This is a genomic window from Psychrobacter sp. 2Y5 (assembly GCF_051847375.1).
GTDB lineage: Bacteria > Pseudomonadota > Gammaproteobacteria > Pseudomonadales > Moraxellaceae > Psychrobacter.
Genome location: NZ_JBPYDA010000001.1, coordinates 278,339 through 301,888 on the forward strand (window position 1 = coordinate 278,339; position 23,550 = coordinate 301,888).

Below are 23,550 nucleotides of genomic sequence, written 5' to 3' on the forward strand. Positions count from 1 at the left end.
AGCACAGGTAAGTAGTGGTATGAATAAAGGCTAAATAGTTAAATTTTGCACTTTATACTGTTAGATCTAACATTATTTGGACGCTGTAAACTATAAATTTATAAGGTTAAAAAAGACACAATCTATGTACGCAAAATTGCTCGCTTTCTTCTAGCATTACTATAAATTATCATTTATAAGCCACTGGATAGAGTCAAATAGAGGAACGGGATGTTAGATATTATCGGTATTGGCCTTGGCCCATTTGATTTAGGTTTGGCAGCGCTGCTGACCAAACAACCAGAGATTAAAAGTCTATTTTTTGAGCAAAAAGGCAGTTTTAATTGGCACAAAAGTATGATTTTGCCGCATACCACGCTACAAGTGTCCTTTATGGCCGATCTCGTTACGCTTATTGATCCTACCAGTCCTTATAGCTTCTTAAATTATCTACACACTCAGCACCGCTTGCTTAAGTTTTACTTTTTAGAAGACTACGCCATTTATCGGCAAGAATATAATCTCTACTGCCAGTGGGTTGCCCAGCAGCTTGACAGCTTAGTATTCGATGCACGCGTGACCAATGTCGCTCGTGTTCAAAGCGATGACCCCAACCTCCAAGGTTTTGAAGTGACGGTTTGCGAGCATGGCGAAACAAACCTTTATACCGCAAAAAACATCGTTGTAGGTACAGGCTCAAAACCTACCCTACCCCCTTTTTTATATGCTCTAGCCCAGCAAAATCCGCAGCGCTGTATGCACACCGCTGACTATGCTAACAATTTTGACTTGGATCAGATTGCCCGTAGCGATCAGCTGCCTAAAGTTCTCGTATTAGGCTCAGGCCAGTCCTCAGCCGAAGTTTATCGCGCACTGTTTGAGCGCCAGTTAAACGAGCATGATGCGCCTAGATTTCAGCTTGACTGGATGACGCGCTCAGCAGGATTTTTTCCTATGGAGTATGCGCCTTTAGGGCTTGAGCATTTTAGCCCCGCTTATATTGATTATTTTCATAGTCTAAAGACGCCTACCAAAGTTAACGTAGTGGCTGAGCAAGATCTTTTGCATAAAGGTATAGGTTTTCCTACCATTGTTGATATTTATCACAAGCTCTATGAGCGTAGCATTGGTAATCAGCCCACTTACTCTTCGATTACCTCCAACTGCGAACTATTAGCGGCTGAGTTTGACCCTGATAATCCTAACATGATTCGTTTGGATTTAAGACAACATGAACAAGACGTAGCCTTTACGGCAAAATACGACTGCATCATTGCAGGAACGGGCTATAAAGATGGCCTGCCAGCGTGCTTGAATACCTTGCTAGCTGACATCGAATACGATGAGTTTGGTCAACCAAAAATCAATCGCAACTATACCTTGAGCTATAAAGACCCTAGTCATAATGCTAAAAACACAGGTAAAATCTTTGTGCAAAATCAAGAAACCCATACGCACGGCGTTGGCGCTGGCGATCTAGGTCTCGGCGCTTATCGATCAGGGTGTATTATCAATCAATTGGCTGGTAAGTCTGTTTATGACACGCAATCTTTGCAGGTTTTTCAAACTTTTGGGTCAGGGTAATAGATTTTAATGATAAAAATTAAATATGTTATTTGCAAATAATTGTTTACTAAAATAGTATAATTAATTTTAATCATAGAATTTTAGGGATGAATTATGGTCACTCAAAAAATAGCTTTATTTATAGGCACTATGTCGGTAGCGACAGCAGGGTTTTGCGCTGTTGGACAGTTTTCGGGTGAAACCACTTGCTATGTTTATAAGCAAGATAAACTGCAAAAAAACCTCACTTGCCAGTATGACGGTGCGGAAGGAGCAGCGATGAGCTACGCCTTTAAGCAGGTTGACTACAACTTGCCAGGATTCGGTAAAATGGCGACCTCAAACAGTGCAGATTATGATGACAATAATAACCTCACAGGCTGGACAACCACCGTCAATGATGAGCCTGCTATTATCAGATATCGCCTACCCTCTAACCAGAAAATAGTCAGCCAAGCTTATGCAGAGTCTGGCAAAGAGGTCTTAGAGTGCTACTTAAGCAAAAAATCTCAGTGGGAGATTTGTTCTGAGTAATAATTCTCTCACGTGGAGCTGAAAGACCGCAATTTTAAAAATAGGCTCAGCTTAGGTTCAGCTTTTTGTTATCTAGCGCAAAAGTAAATAATAAGAGCTTTTACTAGAGAAATAACTTTTTACTCCAGATGGTCTAGGTAGCGTTAGTGACACAATAGAGAAAAAATAGTTTGCTAAACTAGCCTCGTCGAAACAAACGTTTAAGGTTAGAGCGAGCATGCAAAGACGCAAATTTATCAAATCTATGGGCTTAGGGGTCGCCACGGTCAGCGCTACGGCTTCTATGAGTGGCTGCCAAACCCTCCCTGGACGGCAAAAACTACCTAGCACCATCACTGAGGCGGGACACTTTGATAATATCATCGTCGGTAGTGGTTATGGCGGCGCGGTATCAGCGCTGCGATTGAGCGAACAAGGTCATAAAGTATTGATTTTAGAGATGGGTATGCGCTGGGATAGAACGCCTGAGCATGATACTTTTTGCAAAATGATTACTGCCGATAAACGCTCAAGCTGGTTTAGCAATATGCCAAATGCCCCTATCCCGATTCCAATTCCTATCAGAAAATATCCTGGGGTGTTAGATTTAATTGAATACGATGAGATGAAAGTCTTCGCTGGTCGCGCTTATGGTGGCGGCTCTATCGTCAATGGCGCGATTGCCATTGCCCCAAGACGCTCGCATTTTGAAGCCGTCTTTCCATGGATTAATAGTGATGAGATGTACGACACTTACTTTCCGCGCGCAATGAAGGAATTAAAAGTCAGTCAAATTCCTGAATCTTTTTTTAATCAATCCGAGCATTACGAATTCACTCGCGCCGCTGAACGCCAAGCTGAACGAGCAGGACTTAAAACCGAGTTTTTCGGTAATAGCTACGACTTTGATTATATGCAACGTGAAGCCAAAGGTGAAGTCTATAAATCGGGATTGGGCGGCGAAGTCATCTATGGCAATAACGCGGGCAAGTTCTCACTCGATTTAACCTATCTCAAAGACGCTGAAGCAACGGGCAACGTCACCGTAAAAACTCTACGCAAAGTTAATAGCATTCAAGCGCTCGATAATGAGCAACTCAGATTAGAAGTTCATGTCATCAATACTACTGGCGGCATTGATAAAGTTGAGCATTATACCTGCGACAAGTTATTTCTTAATGCAGGCAGTACTGGCACCTCAGAGCTACTGCTTAAAAGCCAAGCTGAAGGCAAACTTAATAAGCTAAACGAACACATCGGACAGCACTGGGGGCCAAACGGCAACATCATGACGGGGCGCAATTTTGTGCATGCGGCGGGCACGACCCAATCCACCATCCCCGTCAAAGGCATCAATATGTGGGACGGCGATAGAGACGGCTCTAAGTATAAAATATTTGCCGAACTTGCGCCCCTGCCATTGGGACTTGAAACGTGGACAACGCTCTATCTTGCCATCACTGACAATCCTGAACGCGGTAATTATTACTATGACAAAGCCACGCAAACGGTCAAGCTCAACTGGAAACGTAAGCAAAACGAGTACTCGGTAAATGCTGCTAAAGAGCTGATCGAAAAGCTCGCTAAAGTAAACGGCGGCGCGACCTCTAGCCTACTATTTACCAAAGGCTTCGGCGATGACTTTTGTTATCACCCGCTTGGTGGCTGTGTATTAGGCTTGGCAACCGATGAATTTGGTCGCGTCAAAGGGCATAAAAATATCTATGTGCAAGACGGCGCGTTAATCCCGGGTAGTGCTGGCGTTAATCCGTATGTATTTATCACCGGACTTGCTGAGCGGAATATGACGGCTATTTTGAAGGAAGATTTTGGGTAGTGAGTTGGGACTAGATAGATGAAAAACGCTCTTTAGGGCGTTTTTTTAGGTTCTGTAAAGACCCTCTTACCTACTAAAAGTTATATTTAATCTTAAACGGCGGATTACGCTTGAGCTAACCCACCCTAGGCACTGTCTATTAAGACCGAACATTTTCCAAGCGCTTGTCTACAGTTGACTCTTCTCGCTGATTGTCTTTAAGTATTTATTATTGCGAAAGATAACCATGATAAGCTCGCAATAAACTCTGACAGAAATGGCACCAAATACCATAACCATTAACCCTGCAAAGAACCCTGCCGCGCCCATACCTGAGAACATCACACTAATGCCGCCAACAAAAACGGCAAAAAGGGACAACCAATATATAATAGTGATAACTCTGGGTGTAATAAAAGAATCAAATGATAATAGCGAATTCATGGTCTAATGTCCTAAATGGAATGTGGGTTGCTAAAGCTAATGATAAAATAAAGTTTAATATTGAGCGTTACTTTATAGCAATATTATACCTATAAAAATTAACAAAACAATCTATTTAAAGACATAAGTCCACTTAAACCCGAGTTAATTTTCATATTACTTTCTTATAATTAAAAAAGGACAAAAAATGAAACTGCGCATCTTAAAGTCTGCCGTGACTAACCCTTGGTTTAACCTTGCGACCGAGGATTGGATATTTAATACGCTCAATCCCGACTCGCACACATTATTTTTATGGCGCAATAGCGAGACCGTAGTCATTGGACGCTCGCAAAATCCGTGGGTAGAATGCAAAATCGATAAGATGGAAGCCGACGAGGTGTTTTTGGCGCGGCGTCAGAGTGGCGGTGGCGCGGTGTTTCATGATTTGGGCAATACCAACTTTACTTTTTTATCGCCCAAAGACGATTACGACCAAGAAGCGAACTTTACCATCATTATTAATGCGCTAAAAAAATTTGGCATAGACGCTGAGTTATCTGGGCGTAACGACATGCAAGTCGGTGATAAGAAAATATCAGGCAGCGCCTTTAAACATGCGGCGGATCGTAGCTTTCATCACGGCACGTTGCTGGTGAACGCCAATATGCAAAAGCTGGGCGATTATCTCAATCCGCATCCATTGAAGCTTAAAGCCAAAGGCATTAAATCGGTGCGTTCTCGTGTGGCTAACTTAAAAGAGTTTAACGAAGATATTAATCATGAGACTTTATCTGAGGCTATTATCGAAGCGTTTTGTGAGTATTATGGCGACACTACGCCCGTAGAAGAGTTGGATGAAGCCAGTCTCGCCAAGCAGCCTAACCTGAATAAATACTATCAACAAATGGCCGATTGGGATTGGCGCTTTGGTAAGACGCCACAATTTAGCCATCATATCGAGACTCGTTTTGATTGGGGTATTATTGATTTACATATGGATGTTCAGCAAGCCTTGATTACTGATGCTGTCATCTTCTCTGATGCTTTAAATGTGGAATTGATCGAGCTATTAAAAGAAACGCTGACGGACATTAAATATAATCGAAGTGAGGTAAAAGCTAAGCTTGATGAGCTAGCCAAAGTGCATACTGAGTTGGCCGCGCAAGTTGATGATGTTTCTGAGTGGTTGCTTGATGAGATGGAAGTTTAGGTTTTGCGGTTATAAGCGAACTATAAGCTTATGACCGCTGCTATTCTTACTTCAAACCATCCAAAACAGCCTTCACCTCAGTCACATACTGACCCAAATCTGGCTCTAGATGAAAGCCCGCTACTGGCGTTGGTAAGCCCTTTTGCTTCCCTAATCTAACGATAATAGCATTCTCTTCTGGTAGCACTAGCACGCGCTGCCCTAAATGCCCCAGCATCGCGTAATAAGGTATCGGACTGTCCATATCGGTCCACACTGAGTGTCCATATATTGGCGTTTGCCCTTCTACAAAGGCTTGGCTATTGGGCGTAACCATAAACTCAACATGCTCTTTGCTAAGCAGTTGCTCACCTTGCCATTCACCACCGTTCAATAATAATTGCCCAAACTTAGCAAAATCTAAAGCGCTGGCATTCAAGCAGCAGTATACTTTTTCAATATTCTCAGCGCCATCAAGCGACCAATAGCCATCGCCTTGCATGCCTAATGGTTGCCAAAACTTCTCTTGCAAATAGCTTGATACCGTATAACCTTGCGGCGCAAGCGCTCTTGATAATGCAATACCTAGCATCTGCGTATCGCCTGATGAGTACTCAAACTGACCACCGCATGGCTCAACGAAGTCACGATTGACCATTTGCTTGACCAAGTCATGACCGTAATAGGACTCGGCGGTTGGGTTAATCGGAAAGTAATAATCCTCGGTCCAGTCATAGCCTGAGGTCATCGCTGAGAAATCCGCAAGGGTACAATTCTGTGCGTACTCGCTGTCTGCATATTCTGGCAGCCACTTAGTAATCGGTTCATCGACACTACTGATATATCCATCTTCTACGGCTTTAAGATACAGTATGGTGGTGACAGTTTTTGCCATCGAAAAGCTGTTGGTATGCGAATTAGTATCGTAATCTTGCCAATAGTTTTCGTACACCAGATTGCCGTCTTTGATAATGGCAAAGGCCACCGTCTCATCGGCATCTAAGGCACCTTGTAAAGTAGGCGTGAGGGCGACTTGACCGAAATTAGGGTCTTTTTCCCAAAGGATAGGATCACTGGCGCGAATGGTGCGATTATCAAAATCGATATAATCATCGATATTGGCTGTGGCTTCACCTTTAAGGTAAGTCAGCTGCAAACCACGAAAAATATAAGCATTCCCCGTCACTACTAGACCTAAGCTGATAATAATCAGTAGCGCTATGATTGGTAAAATAATCCATTTAAACAGGGTCTTTAACACGACCATTATAAAATCCTTTTTTTATGGCATGAGTGAGGGATGCGATTGAGTATCGCGGGTAAGGTTTAATTTATCATGGATGGGATGTTTTGGACGGTGGTTTTTATAAACTTAGAACCTGAAATATTAAACTTTCACTAAATGCAAATTTTAAAATAAAAAAACGGCGAGATAATCAATCTCGCCGCCTCGTCATTTAACCTAAACAATTAAAACCCTAAATCTGCACCGCAACCTCTGCCCCATCACGAATGGCACGTTTGGCATCCAGCTCAGCGGCCAGTTTTGCGCCACCAATTAGATGATACTGCGCATCTGGCGCGTCACCGACGTTTGGCATCAGCTCTACGACTGACTCTTGACCGGCGCAGACCACTACGCTATCGACACGTAATAATTGGCTTTGGCCTTGCGGATTAGTCACCCAAATGCCTTCGTTAGTGATTTTTTCGTACTGCACGCCCGCCACTTGAATAACGCCATGTGACTTGATATGTGCACGATGTACCCAACCTGAAGTTTTATTAAGTCCTGCGCCCAAGCGACCTTTGGTGCGCTGCATCAGATAAACTTGGCGAATCGGTGTAATTCCTTCAGGTTTGATGAGACCGCCTTCGCTTTGATAGTTGGTATCGTCAGTGACGCCCCATTCTTCGCGCCACTCCTCAATAGACTGCGGCTCAGGGCGATAGCTTGGATCTTTTAAGGTTTCAGGTCCTAGCTCATGCAGCGGCTGACCATGACGCGCGGTTAAGTATTCGCTGACATCGAAGCCAATACCGCCAGCGCCGATGACCGCCACCGTATCGCCAACTGATTTCTCACCAGAGAGTAATTCAGCATAGCTAATCACTTGTGGCAGGTCTGCGCCTTCTAGTTTGCCTTCCAGGCTTCTCGGTACGACGCCTGTAGCGACAATCACATGCTGGAATTTACCGTCTTCAAGCATGGCTTTATCGACTTTGGTATTGAGCTTAATCTCAACGCCTAAGTGCTCAAGCTCATTGATATAGTAGCGAATGGTTTCAAAGAACTCTTCTTTACCCGGGATGACTTTAGCATAGTTGAACTGACCGCCCAAGATATCGCGCGCTTCAAATAGCGTAACCTCATGACCGCGTAGCGCTGCCACATGAGCGGCTGACATCCCAGCGACACCGCCACCAACGACAGCGACTTTTTGCGGTTTTTTGGTTTTTTTGTAGACCAGCTCGGTCTCATGACAAGCTTGCGGATTGACCAAGCAAGTTGAGCGTTTATTCTCAAAAGTATGATCAAGGCAGGCTTGGTTACAGGCGATGCACGTATTGATACGATCGGCTTGGCCCTTTTCGGCTTTATTGACCCAGTGCGCATCGGCGAGGAACGGACGCGCCATTTGAATCAGATCCGCTTGACCATTAGCGACGATACCCTCTGCCGTATCCGGCATATTGATACGGTTGGCCGCCATCATCGGGATACTGATGTGTTTTTTGATCTCAGCGGTGAAATCGACAAAAGCCGCGCGCGGCACGCTAGTGACAATCGTCGGGACGCGCGCTTCATGCCAGCCAATACCGGTGTTCATAATGTTCACGCCAGCAGCTTCTAACGCTTTGGCGACAGTGATGACTTCGTCCATGACGTTGCCATCTTTGACCAGATCGATGACGGATAAGCGAAAGACGATGATAAAGTCTTCGCCAACAGCTTTGCGCACTGCTTTGACCACATCGACGGCAAACTTCATACGGCCATTGATATCGCCACCATATTGATCGCTGCGCTGATTGACATGACGCGATAAAAACTGATTAAGTAAGTAGCCCTCTGAGCCCATGATCTCAACGCCATCATAGCCCGCTTGCTTGGCCAGTTTCGCTGAGCGTGCATAGTCTTCGACCGTTTGCTCAATATTTTTTACGCTCATTTTACGTGGTTTAAACGGGGTAATCGGTGATTTGATTGGACTAGATGAGACGATAAACGGATGATAACCATAGCGACCGCTGTGCAGGATTTGCATAATGATCTTGCTGTCATGCTTGTGCACCGCGCGGGTAACGCGTTGATGATTGATAACGTCCATCTTGGTATTCATGGTGCCGCCAGCAGGAAGCAGCCAACCTTCACGATTAGGCGAGATACCGCCGGTGATCATCATTGCCACCCCGCCTTTGGCGCGCTCTTCAAAGTAGGCGGTAAGCTTGCCATAATTGTAGAAGCGATCTTCTAAGCCGGTGTGCATAGAGCCCATTACTAAGCGGTTTTTCAGTGAGGTAAAACCTAAGTCTAGCGGCTCAAAGAGATGCGGATAGTGTTCATTACTATTGGCGGTATTAATGGTGTTGCTACTGCTGGCTTTGCGATTCTCAGTGCTGCTGGCGCTCATGTGACGATCCTTGTAGATACAGGTTGATGAGGAGTTAATAGGGTAAAATAGCTAAACTTTATATGGCTGCTATCGTAACACACCCGCTTTGTAGTCAGCTATGGCGGCAGGCGACTGATGAGTGAGCACAAGCTAGTTAACAATCATCTAGAGTGTCTTGAGACAAGCACTCCTTACAAATCTAGCCGACTTTTGCACTGTCTTTGGCTATAATAAATGAGTCTTTAATTGACAAAAACTTAATTGGCAAAAACAAGCCATCACTAAAATTTTATGAAAATCATAGCTAAACCCGCAATAAGATAAAGGACTATCACTATGACTGACTTCCATACTGGCCTCAGTAAAACTTCTGCTAACTATCAGCCGCTTACTCCTATCGATTTTATCATTCGTAGCGCGCAAGTTTATCCTGACAAAACTGCCATTATTTATGATGATTTTGAGCATAATGATCTGGTGCAGACTTGGGGTGAAACCTTTGAGCGCTGCCGTCAGTTATCAGATGGTCTGCGCAAACTCGGTATCGATAAAAATGATACGGTAGCGGTCATGATGCCCAACACCCCAGCCATGGTTGAAGCTGCCTTTGGCATACCGATGTCAGGTGGCGTGCTGTGTACGCTAAATACCAGACTCGATATCAACGCCTTGACCTTTTGTGTGCAGCATTCTGAGGCCAAAGTGCTGATTATGGATAGCGAATTTGCCGATCTAGCTGAGATTATTGATGAGACTTTTCCTAATCTAATTGTCATTCACGCTACAGATAAGGCTGTCGATGTGGAGCGCTTTGGGCACATGAGTTATGAAGAGCTTATTGCCAGCTCAGATGGTTTGGATAACTGGGAGAGACCTGAGGATGAATGGGAAGCTATATCGCTGAATTATACTTCTGGCACGACTGGCAAGCCAAAGGGCGTGGTCTATCATCATCGCGGCGCGACGCTCAATGCGCTGTCTAATATCTTGGACTGGGATATGCCTAAGCATCCCATGTATCTATGGACGCTACCGCTATTTCATTGTAATGGCTGGTGTTTCCCTTGGACTATCGCCGAGCGCGCGGGCGTCAATGTTTGCCTGCGGCAGATTGATGCCGATCTAATTTTGCAATTGATCGCTAAACATCAAGTGACTCATTACTGCGCCGCGCCTGTGGTGCACAATATGATAGCGGGCGGCAAAACTGAGCACAAAGACGCGATTAACCATAAAGTCAAAGGCTGGGTCGCAGGCGCGCCGCCGTCTGAAACGATGCTAGCAGCGATGGAAGCGATGGATTTTGATATCACCCATGTTTATGGCTTGACCGAAGTCTATGGTCCTGTCACCGTTTGCGCTGAGCAGCCTGAATGGCAAGATATGGACGTCACTGAACGCGCACAAAAGAAATCGCGTCAAGGCGTCGTCTCGCACTTAATGACAGGGTTCGACGTCTTTAAACAAGGGACCACTGATCCTGTCGAAGCCAATGGCGAAGAGATGGGCGAGCTGGCTCTGCGCGGCAACATGGTGATGAAAGGCTATCTAAAAAGTCGCAAAGCCACTGATGCAGCGCTTAAAGACGGTTGGTTTCGCACCGGCGACTTGGGCGTTAAATATCCTGATGGATATATCAAAATCATGGATAGGCTCAAAGACATTATTATCTCAGGCGGAGAGAATATCTCTAGCATCGAGATCGAAAACGTTTTATACAAGCTACCTGCAGTGCAAAGCTGTGCTATCGTTGCCGCCCCTCACGACAAGTGGGGCGAAGTACCCGTTGCCTTTATCGAGATTCACGAGGGCAGCACCTTACAGCGCGATACCGTCATGGCACACTGCAAGCAGCATTTGGCAGGCTTTAAAGTGCCCAAATATATTATCTTTGCTGAAATTCCGAAGACCAGTACCGGTAAAGTACAAAAGTTTGAGCTACGTCAAGCGGCTAAATCTTTAGCCCATGAGACGTCAAAAGTGACGGCTAGCTCCGAATAGCACTCTACAAAATACTTATTAATGCTAAACAATAAAGCTCAGTCTAATTGTCTTAGACTGAGCTTTTTACTGTTAACGGACGAATAGTTTGCAAAGCGTAAATATCAACTCAATTTTGGCTCAAGCCACTGAAATGCCAGCATCCCGACTAGCATCGCAGGGATAAACACATAAGCCTGCCATTGCCCCGTACCAAGTAGCACGACACCTGGACCAGGACAAATACCGACCAAACCCCAACCGATACCAAATAGCATCGCGCCTATGATCAGTCTGTTGGTAATCTTGGTTTTAGTGGGCATCTCAATCTCATCTCCTACCCAGCTATTGCGCTGCCGCCTAGCCAACTGTACGCCAACGATAGCGACAGCAAGGCCGCCGCCCATCACTAAGGCCAGTGAGATATCCCAAGCGCCAAAGACGTCTAAGAATCCTTGCACCTTAACTGGGTCAGTCATGCCTGATATCAGCAGTCCCAAACCAAATAATAATCCTGTTAGTAAGGCAATGATATTTTTTAGCATAGTTCGTTCTCGCTATTTATATTCTTTTTTATTAAAGATTTTTAGGTATAAAAGCTATTTAAATCAAACCTAATACTTGCCGACCGATGAACACAGTGATAATACCAAACGCCATAAAAGTCGCTGTGGCTACCATCGAACGTGGTGACAAGCGCGCATTGCCGCAGATGCCGTGACCACTCGTGCAACCTGAGCCTAGGCGCGTGCCAAAACCGACTAGTAATCCTGCCGCAATGAGTAGCGGTAAAGAGGTGCTGATTTCTATATCCGGCAAGGGTCTGAACGCGCTATAGAGTAAAGGTGAGAGGATTAAACCTGCAACAAACAGCACTTGCCATATCTCAACGCGCTTTGGCTTTAGTAAGCTGGAGGTAATTCCACTAATACCGGCTATACGACCAATACCCAAGAGCAAGATGACCGTCGCCACACCTAGCATGAGACCGCCTACCAAGGAAATAGGCGTAAAAGCTTGCCAATCTATTTGTATACCCATAATGAGAAATCCAAAAACCAGTTTATATTACATAAATACATTATATATTAAAATATAATAAATAGCCAAAAAAATACTGAGCGACTGCGTTAACAGGCTCAGTATTTTTTAAATTCTTGAGTTATTGACGGTTATATTCTTCAATATGAAGCATGTAAGCGCCAAAGTAGCTATTAAGCAGATTGCTCTGCCAATACTTGCTCAAGAGCAGTTTCAAAACGCTGTACCGCCCCATCAATATCGGTCAATTTATCTAAGCCGAACAGACCTAAACGGAAGGTTTTGAAGCTGTCAGGCTCGCCCACTTTCAAAGGCACGCCAGCGGCAATCTGTACGCCAGCTTCGGCAAAGGCACTACCTTTATGCATATCATCACGGTCGGTGTAGCATACCACGACGCCTGGGGCTTTGAAGCCTTCAGCCGCGACGCTCTCAATGCCTTTGGCTTGTAGTACTTCGCGAATACGGTTACCCAGCTCCCACTGTGCATCAAAGAGCTCATCTAAGCCAACTGCTTTGGCCTCATTAATCGCATCACGGAACTGACGTAGACTATCGGTTGGCATAGTGGCATGATAAGCGTGACCGCCATTCTCATACGCGCGCATAATCTCTAACCACTTCTTTAAATCCAGACTAAAGCTATTAGATTCTGTGTTTTCTACGCGCTTGGTAGCTGCGGCACTCATCATTACCAGACCGGCACAAGGCGTGCTGCTCCAACCTTTTTGCGGGGCGCTAATCAGCACGTCAATGCCAAGCTCTTTCATATCAAGCCAGACACAACCTGAGGCAATACAGTCAATAACCAGTAAGCCGCCAACGCTATGAGTGGCGTCGCTCAAAGCTTTGATATAATCATTAGGTAAAATCATACCCGCTGAGGTTTCAACGTGCGGAGCAAATACGACCGCAGGTTTATGCTCTTTTATTTTAGCGACCGCTTCATCGATATCCACTGGTGCAAAAGGTTTTGGCGTATCGCTATCTTCGCGATGAGCGTTTAGAACAGTAGAGGATTTAGCAAGATTGCCTTTTTCTAAAATTTGCGTCCAGCGATAGCTAAACATACCGTTACGAATGATTAAGCAGTCTTGATCTTTGGCTAGCTGATTGGCAACCGCTTCCATACCATAAGTACCAGAACCTGGAACTATGGCGACAGCATCAGCGTTATAGACGGATTTTAGGTCGCTAGATAAATCATTCATCACTTGCTGAAAGACTTGTGACATGTGATTAAGGGCGCGATCAGTATAGACCACCGAATACTCTAATAGACCGTTTGGATCGATATCTTGGCGTAATGCAGGCATGAGACACTCCTTGTTTTTAGATTATTTAGATTGTGTTGTTAAGACAAATTGCGTTATTGAGACAATAGTAAGGGCTGAGACGGTTAAGTTTCAACTCAAAAAAATGTAAATTAGAATAGACGATATAGCGCTTTATCCTAGCGCTATTGCCGTTGGTAGATATTACCAGAGGTACTACAGGCCAGAGATACTACAGGTGAGCTATCTGGGTTTATGCAAGGCTAACTGTGTGTACAGAGCGCGTGCATAATATAGGCGATGTCACTTGATATTATCACTGTTGTGCCACACTGGCAATAGTCTGCTAGGGGTTCTATTGAAGGCTTAGATTAGCGTTTGTCCACCTACTGCGCCCTTGTATCTTGACCTTATTTAACCTTTATTGCGATAGGCATCATGTAACCCTGACACCACAAAGTCTAACAGCGCACTATCGCCTTCACTAGCCGCTTTGCGCATTAATTTTGAGGGTGCATGCGTGAGTGTCTGCGTGAGGCGTCGAGACAGCTCAGTGATGACCTCTTCGGCATTGACCTCACCATTTTCTAGTCTAGCGATGGACTCAGATAGGATTTTGTCCACTTGCGTGTGCGTGCGATTACGATACTGCTCGATATCACGGCCTACCTTGCGCACCGCAAAGCGCTGCTCCATCTCAACCACTAACTGACTGACGAGTAGCTCCGCGTCAACCGCCGCTTGTCTACGCTGCTCAAGGTTACCGGCGATGACGTGTTGCAGATCATCGACAGAGTACAAATAGATATCGTCCATCTGACTGATAGTGGAATCTATATCACGTGGTACGGCTAAGTCGACCATCAGCATCGGCTGATAACGGCGGCGCTTAAGCGCCTGCACGGTCATGGTTTTATCAATTAGCAGGTTCATGCTACCGCTACAGCTACTGACAACATCCGCCTCGCTCAGTAGCTGCGGTAAAGCGTCTAAGGGCTGCACCTCGACGCTACGGCCCGGCTGCCGCAGCTCGGCAGCTAAGGCTTCGGCGCGCTCTGGGCTACGGTTACAGATAATGATACGCCCGACACCAAGCCCTGCGATATGCGTCGCGACTAGGCGGTTCATCTCGCCGGCCGCCACGACTAACAGCGTACGCTTCGCAAAATCATCAAATATCTGGGTGACTAGTTTCGCCGCGGCAAAGCCAAGCGACACCGCTTGGGCGCCGACATGGGTCTCGTTGCGTACGCGTTTTGCCGCTGCAAATACTTGATCGACGATCCAGCCCAGTTGATTATTGAGTACCTTTTCATCTTGCGCTAGATGCACCGCTTGTTTTATTTGGCCTAATATTTGCGGCTCACCCAATATCATCGAGTCAAGTCCGGCGGCTACTCTAAGCCAATGGGTTAAAGCATGAACATCGCGGTGCACATAAAGGTAGGGATCTACCTCGCTAAGCGGTAATTGCTTAAACTCCGCAAGCCAGTTTTTTATTTTTAGAATATGAGCGCTGACGGCAGCTGGCGAAACGCTAGAGCTGTTATTAGAATTAGCCGCTTTATTGGCAGCAGTTATACTAGCGGAAGCGCGCGTTGGCGTGACATCATTAACTTGTCCTGATGTTATTTCAGGAGCTGTTTTTTCAGGGACTAAGGCATAGATTTCTGTGCGATTGCAGGTTGAGACAATAATGCTGCCATCAGTGAACTGCTCTAATTGCTCAAGCGCAATATTTACATCAGCGCCCACAAGTGCCAAGCGCTCACGCAAAGCGACTGGTGCAGTTTTGTGATTGACCCCAATGACCACTAATCTCATTATTGATTGACCATAAGCATAACGTTTACTGACTGAGCTCAAACCAGTGAGTGGCGTCGTGATAAAAAGCAAAAGCCGGCCCATCACGCTTTGATATAAGCGCAGATGATGGAGGCCGCGTTGTTGATTTAAGCAAACTACCGAGTGACCTATAGCCGCTCATAGCAATGGTGATAATATAAAGCTAGCTATTGTACCATTGTTATCTGCTTTATTTAATAGCGACCCATCATTACTCAAAGAATGCGTGGGCAGCTTATACTCTATCTGGGCTTATCAGAAAAAATCAACTCAACCGCAAGTTTTAACCCATAGCCTTAACTGATCGCTCCTTTCACTTAACCTGCGCTCCAATCAGCTCCTAATAGTAATTTATAGCCTTAGAATGAATGGGTTAACGCACGCTACCGCTTAGGCGGCGAATTGCTTTTTGCGCTCAGGTTTGTGGTATTCTTATAATCAGTATCTTATGTATAAGATAACAAGAGTGCTATTGTTTAGGATTAATCTAGCCTCTTATAATGACTCAATACTGCGCGGACTTATAGGTAATGATCATCAGTTATGATGTTTTTTGGATTAGTGTTTCAAGCAAGATCTACGCCGGACGCCGCTTTAAGCCTTGATTATCGAGAGCAGTCTCGTATTCAGGCGTTATTGCGCTCGATGATACGGCGTCTACGGCAACAGCGAAAGCTAGCTTTAGTGTTGGCGACTTGTTTGTGCCTATCTACTTCTGCTCAAGCAGATGTGCTCGATCCGCTATTGAAACTATGGAAACCGTATCGCTCACTATCAGCCTCCGTTGTTGCTGATTCGGTTAGCGATAACAACAGCTCTAGCAATCAGGCTACCCCTACCGCTAAGCTTAAGAGCGATAATTTAAGCTTAGCGACTGACGAGCGTGAGCTCACAGACTTTGAAGATGAGCCTAGTCTCTACGCTTTATTAGATGCTGAGTTTGCAGCGGATCGCAGCGATATTGAGCGGGGCCTGACGCTTTATAAGCAGCAAGCCTTCAAAAGAGATGCGACCGCGGTGTTTGAACGTGCCTTAAGCTTATCGTTAGACTATGAAGCCGTTGATGAGTCCTTAGCCTTTGCTAGAAACTGGCAAGAACAGAACCCAGACCATGTGCCTGCTTGGTTTTATGTGGCGCATTTGGCCCTAAAAGCTCATGACTATGCTCTGGCAGGCGAGACTCTCAATCGTATTCTTCGCTATGATCCTCGCGCTGACTTAAGCGAGATCCTTATTGGTATCTATCCGAGCACTGATGCGGACAGACGCGAGTTATTAGCCGCCCTGCAGCCTATCGATAGCGAGCAAAATGCCTCGATCTCTGTCCTCAAAGCGGGCTTGCTCTATCAATTTGATGAACCCGAAGCTGCTCTTATTCATATCGAGCGCGCGCTAGCGACCCAGCCTGACTACGTGCCTTTTATTACTCTAAAAGCGGATATCTTACGCAAGATTGAACCAGCGCAAACGGTGGTTAGTTACGTCAGCCAAGCGCGCTTACGTAATCCTGATAGCAAAAGTCTGTACCTTTATGAGATTCGCTACTTGCTCGATTTAAAACAAAGCGTGTCGGCTTGGGAACTACTTTTGGAGGCGCATAGCCGCTTCACGGATGATCCTGAGATTACTTTATTGGCCGCGTTAGTCAGTTTGGATATTCAAGAATATCCTAGTGCCGATCAGCTGCTGAATACTTTAGCAAAAACTCCTACTTATTTGGATCAAGCCTATTATTATTTAGGCATCAGTGCCGAGCGCCAACAGCGTTTTGAGCAAGCAAAAAGCTATCTAAACAGTGTCATGCAAGAGGACTTAGTACTCGCCGCGCGTAAAAAAGTGATAGAACTTGAGCTGTTAGCAGATAATACTAATGCGGCGATAGCAACCTTACGCAATCTGCGTGAGGATTTTGAGGTATTCGCGCCTGAAACCTTTGTGCTTCAGGCCGATATTTTGTGGCAGCAAGGTGAGGCTGATGAAGCGCTAGAGCTACTGAGCCGTGCCAGTCGCAAGTATCCTGATAGCGAAGCGATACTATTTGCGCGGGTACAATTGCTCGATGATCGCAATGATTATGTGGTGAAGCGCACTTTGCTCAACCATCTACAAACGCTCAATCCGAATAACTTATCGTATCAGCTCAGCTACGCACAGCTGTTGTTAGCCAATGATCGCAATTCTACTCAAGGCTTAGATCTAGCGCAAACTATCATTCAAATTCGCTATGATGATCCGCGTTATGATAATGAGCTACATCTGCAAGCGCTGAATGTATTAGCTAGTAATGCTCTAGCTAATGACAACTTCACGCAAGTTATTGACTATCTACAGACGCCTTATGATGTACTGCCAACACTACGCTCAGGCGTGCTATTGCTGCGAGCGTATCAAGGGCTGGAGAATAACAAAAAAGTCGCCGCGCTATTGGCTGACTTGCAGCAGCGCTTTGCTTTTGGTCAACAAAACGTCAATGATCGTATTCAACTTTACTAACATACTCCATAATCGAGTAACATCTTCAGTTTAGACTGATTGATTTTAGACTTATTAATTATTGTATGCTGAGCGACTCTTTTTGAGTTGCTTTTTTTAAGGAAGAATTTATGTCGAAAATTTTATCCACAGCGTTGTCAGTTAAAAATAATAAAAATTTAAAAAAACCAGCTTTACTAGCGACCGTGGTTAGTGCTGTATTATTGAGCGCTGGTTGTCAATCCATACCTAGCTCGCAAGCTAGCGCTACTACCACGCCTACCTTGCAAGCGCAGAAGCTTGAGAGCTTCACTATTAATGGTAAAATCGGTGTGACAATGCCTTCTGCGCCTTCTTCTACTGCTGATAGCAATGCTGGCACGCAAGGCGGTAGCGCTTTTTATACTTGGGGACAAGAAGATAATCGCTTCGCTATTGAGCTCATGGGCGCGCTGGGCATTGGCAAAACCAATATCGAATATGATGGTCAAACCGCGACTCTAGTTAGCGAAAAAACCGGCAGCCTTAGCGCTGAAGATCCGGAAGCGTTATTACAGAAAGCCACGGGCTGGCAAGCGCCTATTTCGCAAATGCCTTACTGGATATCAGGACGCTCCGCACCGTCGGACACTGCGCCACAAACGGATAATCAAAACCGTTTAGTAAGCTCAGTCAACGGTAACTGGAGCGCTAAATTCGCTTATGACGGTAATGAAAAACTACCGAATAAAATTATCGCCACTCAGCCACAAGGCCAAAAAGTGGTGATGACCATTAATCATCTAAGCCGCTAAGCAGATAGAGCTGATAATGAGCCAAAACTCTATGCAAAACTCTCTAACTTCTCAGGCTACTATCAGACGCTTGTCACCGGCAAAAATCAATCTGTTTTTGCATATCGTTGGCAAGCGTGCTGATGGTTATCATAATCTGCAAACGGTTTTTCGCTTGCTCGATTGGGGCGATTATTTGCATTTTTTGCCGACGGAAATAGTAAGTATTAGTAAAGTAACCCAAAGTGATGCTTATGTCGACCAGCAAGCTACTGCTCTTGCCCAAAAGTTAATCAGCCTTACGGGCGCAGATAGCATTACTGAAAACCTAGAAGAAAATCTAATCTTTAAAGCCGCAAAAGCTCTGCTATCTCATATTATTTCGATAGAAAAACTGCCCCAATTCTTGCCAGCTATCAACATCGCTATTGAGAAAAAATTGCCCATGGGCGCAGGGTTAGGTGGCGGTTCCTCCAATGCTGCTACTACGCTGCTTACCTTAAATGAGCTTTGGCAGTTTGCTTTGGGTCAAGATAAGCTGATACAAATAGCCACCACTATTGGCGCTGATGTACCGATTTTTATCTTTGGCCAAGATGCCATTGCGACAGGTATTGGCGAAGAATTAACCGCTATTGACCTACCTGATCAACACTACCTTATCTTAACGCCAAACGCTCATGTCAATACTGCTGAGCTGTTTGCTCATCCTAAACTACGCCGTGACATTGCGCCTTTATCTACTGAAACTATTACTAATCAATGTCAGGATTATCTGCAAAATCTAAATCCGCCTTATGACAATGTCTTTACCCCGGTAGTGACGAGTCTGGCTGCTGCGGTTGAAGAAGCTTTGAGTTATTTACAGAATTTAGAGTCGCATGCGTTAGGCACAGCACGGATGACCGGTTCGGGAAGCGCGGTGTTTTTGCCTTTAGATGAGAGTGTGATTGACGATAAAGCGCTGTTAGCGAAGTGGGTGGCAGATGCGCCTTGCCATGCTTATCTGGTTAACAGCTTATAATCGAAAAATGAGACATAACAACTAGTCTTATTACTAATAATCCAAAGAAAACGCCGAAAAGTCTTGCAAAATCTGAAAATTTACTTATAATAGGTCGCCACAATAGGGGTATAGCCAAGTTGGTAAGGCATCAGGTTTTGATCCTGACATCCGTTGGTTCGAGTCCAGCTACCCCTGCCATTTTTTGTTTGTCCTGATTGTTTATCATGTGAGTTAAGCATTGATAGTCAGTTATGATCGCTAATGTGATCTTGCTGTCAGTGATAACAATTGACAACACCTTCGTATTTTCGGTATAGTTCGCAACGAACACCGTAAAGTTCGGTCATCGCCAAGAGTGTAAACTCGTAAGGATGACACGTTAGGTAAGTGTAGCGATAGCTGCTATGATACCGAGCATTACAGGGGTATAGCCAAGTTGGTAAGGCATCAGGTTTTGATCCTGACATCCGTTGGTTCGAGTCCAGCTACCCCTGCCATTTTCTGTAATTACGTTATTTCATCTTCTGTAAATTTTTACTACCCACTCTTTTCTATATTTGAGCAGTTTGACACTGCTTAGCGGTCACTGCTTGAGTCACTCAATAGGACTTTGTCATGCCTTATTTGGCGATTTTTACGGGTAATGCCCACCCTGAACTTGCGAAAACCGTAGCCGATCATCTCCATATCCCGCTTGGGAAAGCTGACATCACCCGTTTTTCTGATGGCGAAATCGCTGTAGAAATTAAAGAACACGTGCGCGGTAAGGACGTGTTTATCATGCAGCCGACTTGTGCACCGACCAATGACAACTTGATGGAAATTATGATGATGGCCGATGCGCTACGTCGCTCAAGTGCCGGCCGTATTACCGCAGTTATGCCCTACTTTGGTTATGCCCGTCAAGATCGTCGTCCACGCTCAGCCCGTGTACCTATCTCAGCCAAAGTCGTTGCCGATATGCTAAACATCGTCAGCATCGATCGGGTGATGACGGTCGATTTACACTCGGATCAGATTCAGGGTTTCTTTGATATTCCAGTGGATAACATCTACGGTACGCCAGTATTATTGAACGAACTACTCAAGCACGACTATGATAATATCATGGTAGTCTCACCAGACGTGGGCGGCGTAGTGCGTGCCCGCGCGATGGCAAAGCAACTAGGCGACGCCGATCTAGCAATTATCGATAAACGCCGCGCCCGCGCTAACGAATCACAAGTGATGCATATCATCGGTGACGTCCGTGACCGTGATTGTGTCATCGTTGATGATATGGTCGATACCGCAGGTACTCTATGCAAAGCGGCGGTAGCACTCAAAGAAAGCGGCGCGCGCCGAGTATTGGCTTATATTACGCATCCGGTACTATCTGGCAATGCGCTAAAAAATATCAGTGATTCAGAGCTAGATGAGATCGTAGTAACGGATACTATCCCCTTATCGGACGCAGCCAAAGCGTGTAGCAAAATTCGCCAAGTCTCTATCGCGCCGATGCTCGCTGAGAGTCTGCGCCGTATTAATAACGAAGAGTCAATCAGCGCTATGTTCGATGCTTAAGTTTGCTCGCTATTTAAATTGAATCTCTAATGTTGAAAATTAGCGCTAAAGTAACCCTTTAGCGCTTTTTTTTGCTTTAAAATTCTTGGTTGCTATTCTTTGTTATGGTTTTTAGATCTCAAATTAACAAAATGAGCTTTTTTTCATTCACCTAATAATTTTTATAATCTTTTCAACCCTTTATTATTGCGACAAAAACACGTATAATGCGCGCCTGTGCTGCTCATTGTTTATTATCTATAGTTTTACAGATGAATTTTATAGATATAGGTAGTTCACTCAGCACTTTTTAAAGTATCAATTATCCAGTAGTAGACTGGTCGCAAGTCTCTAATATTGGTAGATACTTCACATACACTCTATAGGATTATATCCATGGCTATTGATCATTTTGCAATTAACGCGGTTGACCGCTCTGCTGAACAACAAGGTAAAGGTGCGAGCCGCCGCCTACGTAAGCAGAATCTAGTACCCGCTATTATTTATGGTGGTAATGAGGAGCCAACGGCTATCTCTATCAAACTAAACGAGATGGTAAAGTCGCTTGAGTACGAAGCGTTTTTCTCGCAAGTTTTGACTATCACTACTGACAAAGGCGATGAGCACCAAGTCGTTATCAAAGACTTGCAGCGTCATCCTGCTAAAGGCTTCCCAATGCATGCTGACTTCCAGCGCATTGTTAAAGGCCAGAAAATCAACATGAACATCCCTGTACATTTCTCAGGCCGTGAAGAAGCGCCTGGTACCAAAGAAGGTGGCGTTCTATCAACTTCAGTTTCTGAAGTTCTAATCGTTGCTCTACCTTCACAGCTTCCTGAATACCTCGAAGTTGATGTTTCAGGTATGGAGATCGGTGATCTTTTCCGTCTATCGGATATCGAGCTGCCTGAAGGCGTCATTATCTTCGATCTTGATATGGAAGATGCGCATGACCGTACTATCGTCAACATGTTGCCACCAACGCTTGAAGAAGTGGACGAAGATGCAGACGAAGTGGATGCTGATGAAGTACCAGCCACTGAGCAAGGCGGCGAAGGTGAAGAAGCTGCTGAAGATAAAGATGGCGATGATAAAGACGCTGAGTAATTATTCTTTAGTAACCCCCTACTCTAGTTCGACTATGAGTAGGTTTGTGGTATAAAAAACAGCAGGTGATTGAGATCTCCTGCTGTTTTTGTGAGTATTATTTGAAAAGCTAGTGGCAAGTTATTCAAATAATATTTATTGTTAGACTATTTATATTTAGCTTTATAGATCGAGCTTATTTATCTTTTTTAGGCAGAGTGTATTATGGCGATAAAACTCATCGTTGGTCTTGGCAATCCTGGTGAGCAGTATATGCTCACGCGGCATAATGCTGGGTTCTGGTTTGTACAGCATATCGCTCATCAGTTCAATATCACTCTGAGTCCGGATAAGAAGTTCCATGGCGTTACTGGTCGCGGACAAGTGCACGGTCATGATGTACGTTTGCTACTGCCGCTCACCTTTATGAATAAATCGGGACAGTCCGTAGTACCAATGGTTAATTACTATAACATCGCCAACGATGAGCTGCTTATCGCTCATGATGAGCTCGATATCGACGCCGGTAGCATTAAACTCAAAACCGCTGGCGGCCATGGCGGTCATAATGGTCTGCGCGATATTACCCCGCATATCGGTAATGACTTTCATCGCTTGCGTATTGGTATCGGTCATCCTGGCCATAAGTCAAAAGTTACCGGTCATGTACTCTCAAAGCCCGCTGCCAATGAGCAAATCGCTATTGAGAGTGCGTTAATGGCGGCTTTTGAAGCGCTACCATTACTCTTAGACGGTGATATCGAAAAGGCGCGCTCGCAAATCAATAGCTTTAAATTACCAGAATAATGCTATAAAATTGCGCCAGCCTTTTATTTTTGCACATCTGTCCCCATTAACCTTTTGATTTCGCTCATTTAATCTGTTCTTAACATTCGTTTCGTTTTTAATATTCGTTACCCTAAGGAAGCACTTTATGCTACTTAATATGCTCAAATGCAAACTGCACCGTGCCCGTGTTACCCATGCCGAGCTACACTATGAAGGCTCATGTGGTATCGATGGCGACTTATTAGATCTGGCAGGCCTACGCGAGAATGAATCGATTGATATCTATAATGTCACTAACGGTAAGCGTTTTCGCACTTACGCGATTCGCGCGGAAGCAGGCTCTGGCATTATCTCCTTGAATGGGGCTGCAGCGCATATGGCAGACTTAGGCGATATCGTCATTATCTGTGCCTACGCGCACTTTGATGAAGTGGAAGCGGCTACTTACCAGCCCAAGCTAGTGTACTGCAACGAAGACAATACCGTTAAAGACACTGCTAATATCATTCCGGTGCAGGTCGCATAGCGCTTATTAGTCGCTTCAGCTTCGCATTTATTAATCGCTGTGGCTTTTTTGCCATAATTAATGGTATGTCATGGCGATATTTATAACACCAAACGGTCAGCTATTTAAAT

General features: G+C 45.0%; 19 protein-coding genes and 2 tRNA genes. 14 read left to right on the plus strand and 7 right to left on the minus strand.

Going from position 1 to position 23,550, the window contains the following annotated elements:
* Positions 1 to 210: 210 nt before the first annotated feature.
* The 3 genes from ACS8E3_RS01145 to ACS8E3_RS01155 all read left to right on the plus strand — a co-directional run bounded on the left by ACS8E3_RS01145 (position 211) and on the right by ACS8E3_RS01155 (position 3,895).
* On the plus strand, positions 211 to 1,563 hold the full coding sequence (locus tag ACS8E3_RS01145; RefSeq protein ID WP_439240346.1) for a lysine N(6)-hydroxylase/L-ornithine N(5)-oxygenase family protein: 1,353 nt from the start codon (positions 211 to 213) through the stop codon (positions 1,561 to 1,563).
* A 96-nt stretch (positions 1,564 to 1,659) separates the two neighbouring features.
* Positions 1,660 to 2,079 carry a hypothetical protein gene (locus ACS8E3_RS01150; protein ID WP_439240349.1) on the plus strand — a complete coding sequence of 140 codons (420 nt, stop codon included), beginning with the start codon at positions 1,660 to 1,662 and terminating at the stop codon, positions 2,077 to 2,079.
* A 217-nt stretch (positions 2,080 to 2,296) separates the two neighbouring features.
* Positions 2,297 to 3,895 (plus strand): GMC oxidoreductase, encoded by a 1,599-nt coding sequence (locus tag ACS8E3_RS01155; protein WP_439240351.1) that lies wholly within the window; start codon positions 2,297 to 2,299, stop codon positions 3,893 to 3,895.
* Positions 3,896 to 4,063: 168 nt separating this feature from the next.
* Here ACS8E3_RS01155 and ACS8E3_RS01160 read toward each other — a convergent pair whose 3' ends face one another.
* On the minus strand, positions 4,064 to 4,318 hold the full coding sequence (locus ACS8E3_RS01160; RefSeq protein ID WP_100748766.1) for a DUF4282 domain-containing protein: 255 nt from the start codon (positions 4,316 to 4,318) through the stop codon (positions 4,064 to 4,066).
* A gap of 187 nt (positions 4,319 to 4,505) precedes the next feature.
* Here ACS8E3_RS01160 and ACS8E3_RS01165 point away from each other — a divergent pair, with 187 nt between their 5' ends.
* Entirely contained in the window at positions 4,506 to 5,510 is a 1,005-nt protein-coding gene (locus ACS8E3_RS01165; RefSeq protein ID WP_439240353.1) for a lipoate--protein ligase, read from the plus strand.
* Between the two features lie 46 nt (positions 5,511 to 5,556).
* Here the strand turns inward: ACS8E3_RS01165 and ACS8E3_RS01170 are convergent, their stop codons facing one another.
* Together ACS8E3_RS01170 and ACS8E3_RS01175 are read right to left on the minus strand one after the other, a co-directional pair.
* The gene (locus ACS8E3_RS01170; protein WP_439240355.1) at positions 5,557 to 6,756 is read right to left on the minus strand and encodes a serine hydrolase domain-containing protein; all 1,200 of its coding nucleotides are present in this window, start codon (positions 6,754 to 6,756) and stop codon (positions 5,557 to 5,559) included.
* A 211-nt stretch (positions 6,757 to 6,967) separates the two neighbouring features.
* Complete coding sequence (locus ACS8E3_RS01175) at positions 6,968 to 9,124, minus strand: 2,4-dienoyl-CoA reductase FMN-binding domain-containing protein (RefSeq protein WP_439240357.1); 2,157 nt, start codon at positions 9,122 to 9,124, stop codon at positions 6,968 to 6,970.
* 318 nt (positions 9,125 to 9,442) lie between these two features.
* Here ACS8E3_RS01175 and ACS8E3_RS01180 point away from each other — a divergent pair, with 318 nt between their 5' ends.
* Positions 9,443 to 11,107 carry an AMP-binding protein gene (locus ACS8E3_RS01180; RefSeq protein ID WP_439240359.1) on the plus strand — a complete coding sequence of 555 codons (1,665 nt, stop codon included), beginning with the start codon at positions 9,443 to 9,445 and terminating at the stop codon, positions 11,105 to 11,107.
* Between the two features lie 104 nt (positions 11,108 to 11,211).
* Here ACS8E3_RS01180 and ACS8E3_RS01185 read toward each other — a convergent pair whose 3' ends face one another.
* From ACS8E3_RS01185 to hemA, 4 genes are all read right to left on the minus strand, one after another.
* Complete coding sequence (locus tag ACS8E3_RS01185; RefSeq protein ID WP_439240361.1) at positions 11,212 to 11,631, minus strand: DUF6691 family protein; 420 nt, start codon at positions 11,629 to 11,631, stop codon at positions 11,212 to 11,214.
* 58 nt (positions 11,632 to 11,689) lie between these two features.
* Positions 11,690 to 12,127, minus strand: coding sequence for a YeeE/YedE family protein (locus ACS8E3_RS01190; RefSeq protein WP_439240363.1), 438 nt, complete (start codon positions 12,125 to 12,127; stop codon positions 11,690 to 11,692).
* 173 nt (positions 12,128 to 12,300) lie between these two features.
* Positions 12,301 to 13,443, minus strand: a complete 1,143-nt coding sequence (locus tag ACS8E3_RS01195) for an aminotransferase class V-fold PLP-dependent enzyme (RefSeq protein ID WP_439240365.1) — start codon at positions 13,441 to 13,443, stop codon at positions 12,301 to 12,303.
* Positions 13,444 to 13,815: 372 nt separating this feature from the next.
* The gene (hemA, locus tag ACS8E3_RS01200) at positions 13,816 to 15,225 is read right to left on the minus strand and encodes a glutamyl-tRNA reductase (protein WP_439240367.1); all 1,410 of its coding nucleotides are present in this window, start codon (positions 15,223 to 15,225) and stop codon (positions 13,816 to 13,818) included.
* Positions 15,226 to 15,789: 564 nt separating this feature from the next.
* Here hemA and ACS8E3_RS01205 point away from each other — a divergent pair.
* The 9 genes from ACS8E3_RS01205 to panD all read left to right on the plus strand — a co-directional run bounded on the left by ACS8E3_RS01205 (position 15,790) and on the right by panD (position 23,440).
* On the plus strand, positions 15,790 to 17,739 hold the full coding sequence (locus tag ACS8E3_RS01205) for a tetratricopeptide repeat protein (RefSeq protein ID WP_439240369.1): 1,950 nt from the start codon (positions 15,790 to 15,792) through the stop codon (positions 17,737 to 17,739).
* Positions 17,740 to 17,849: 110 nt separating this feature from the next.
* Positions 17,850 to 18,512: a lipoprotein insertase outer membrane protein LolB gene (gene lolB, locus ACS8E3_RS01210; RefSeq protein ID WP_439240371.1), complete on the plus strand. Its 663-nt coding sequence runs from the start codon at positions 17,850 to 17,852 to the stop codon at positions 18,510 to 18,512.
* Positions 18,513 to 18,543: 31 nt separating this feature from the next.
* Positions 18,544 to 19,515, plus strand: coding sequence for a 4-(cytidine 5'-diphospho)-2-C-methyl-D-erythritol kinase (gene ispE, locus ACS8E3_RS01215; protein ID WP_439240672.1), 972 nt, complete (start codon positions 18,544 to 18,546; stop codon positions 19,513 to 19,515).
* Between the two features lie 104 nt (positions 19,516 to 19,619).
* Positions 19,620 to 19,695, plus strand: a tRNA-Gln gene (locus ACS8E3_RS01220).
* Positions 19,696 to 19,918: 223 nt separating this feature from the next.
* Positions 19,919 to 19,994 (plus strand) — tRNA-Gln (locus ACS8E3_RS01225).
* A 118-nt stretch (positions 19,995 to 20,112) separates the two neighbouring features.
* Positions 20,113 to 21,060 carry a ribose-phosphate pyrophosphokinase gene (locus tag ACS8E3_RS01230; protein WP_439240373.1) on the plus strand — a complete coding sequence of 316 codons (948 nt, stop codon included), beginning with the start codon at positions 20,113 to 20,115 and terminating at the stop codon, positions 21,058 to 21,060.
* A gap of 375 nt (positions 21,061 to 21,435) precedes the next feature.
* On the plus strand, positions 21,436 to 22,146 hold the full coding sequence (locus tag ACS8E3_RS01235) for a 50S ribosomal protein L25/general stress protein Ctc (RefSeq protein WP_439240375.1): 711 nt from the start codon (positions 21,436 to 21,438) through the stop codon (positions 22,144 to 22,146).
* A 204-nt stretch (positions 22,147 to 22,350) separates the two neighbouring features.
* Complete coding sequence (pth, locus tag ACS8E3_RS01240) at positions 22,351 to 22,932, plus strand: aminoacyl-tRNA hydrolase (protein WP_439240377.1); 582 nt, start codon at positions 22,351 to 22,353, stop codon at positions 22,930 to 22,932.
* A 127-nt stretch (positions 22,933 to 23,059) separates the two neighbouring features.
* Positions 23,060 to 23,440: an aspartate 1-decarboxylase gene (gene panD, locus ACS8E3_RS01245; RefSeq protein ID WP_045443274.1), complete on the plus strand. Its 381-nt coding sequence runs from the start codon at positions 23,060 to 23,062 to the stop codon at positions 23,438 to 23,440.
* Positions 23,441 to 23,550 lie beyond the last annotated feature (110 nt).